The sequence below is a fragment of the Acidovorax sp. KPB24-07 genome (genome assembly GCF_057543315.1).
In genome coordinates, this window is the sequence record NZ_BAAJYS010000818.1 from 1 (window position 1) to 809 (window position 809).

At 73.8% G+C, this 809-nt stretch carries 1 protein-coding gene and 1 pseudogene; both read left to right on the forward strand.

Going from position 1 to position 809, the window contains the following annotated elements; genetic code table 11:
* Positions 1-579, forward strand: a 579-nt coding sequence (locus AC27IQ_RS26035; RefSeq protein ID WP_487091368.1) for a hypothetical protein, incomplete at its 5' end; no start/stop codon positions are given.
* Positions 576-809: pseudogene (locus AC27IQ_RS26040) on the forward strand (FlgO family outer membrane protein); the annotation flags it as partial. The gene AC27IQ_RS26035 and the pseudogene AC27IQ_RS26040, both read left to right, overlap by 4 nt.

Here is an 809-nt window from a genome sequence, read left to right on the forward strand (position 1 = left end):
GGCTGCGCGGCGCCCGATCTGCCGCGCGACGAACTGCACGCGCCTTCCACGCAGAAAACCGCGCGCGCCGTGCAGCACTGGGACGTGCTGGCCCGCGACGTGGCGGAGCGCACGGCGGTGCGGCTGCGCGACTGGCCGCCGGGGGAGTACCCGATCTATCTGCTGCCCGCCCAGGGCGACGGCTTCGACGCGGGCTTTCGCTCGCTGCTGGTGACGCGCCTGGTGGACCGAGGCATCACCGTCTCGACCCAGCCGACCGGCGTGCGCATGGCGGTGTCCACGCAGGTGGTGCAGCACCAGGGCGGCGGTGTGTACGCGCCGCCGCGGGTGCGGCTGTCCGAGGGCGTGGCGGTGGTGCGCGATGCGTCGGGCGCCTACGTGCCGGCGCCGGACGTTCTGCTGGCCAGCGGCACGGCGCGCACCGAAATTTTGGTGACCACGTCCATCGAATCGGACGAGCGCGTGCTGGCGCGCACCAGCGACGTCTATTCCATCGACCAGGGCGACGTGGCGCTGTACCTGCCGCGCGTGCCGGCGGTGGCGGCCACGCCGGTCAAGACGTGGCGGGTGGTGCCATGAGGCGCCGCACCGTGCTGGCCGGCGCCGCGGCGGTGGCCCTGCCGGGCTGCGCGCGGTTCTACTACGGCAGCGCGGCCGCGGGCGGCGTGCAGACCGACCTGCTCGAATTCAATCAGAAGGCCGCGGACATGCTGCTGCAGGGCGCGCCGCTCGATCCGCGCCAGCCGGTGCTGGTCTCCACGCTGGTGCACCTGGACCGGCTGAACGAGTCGTCCCGGCTGGGCCGCCTG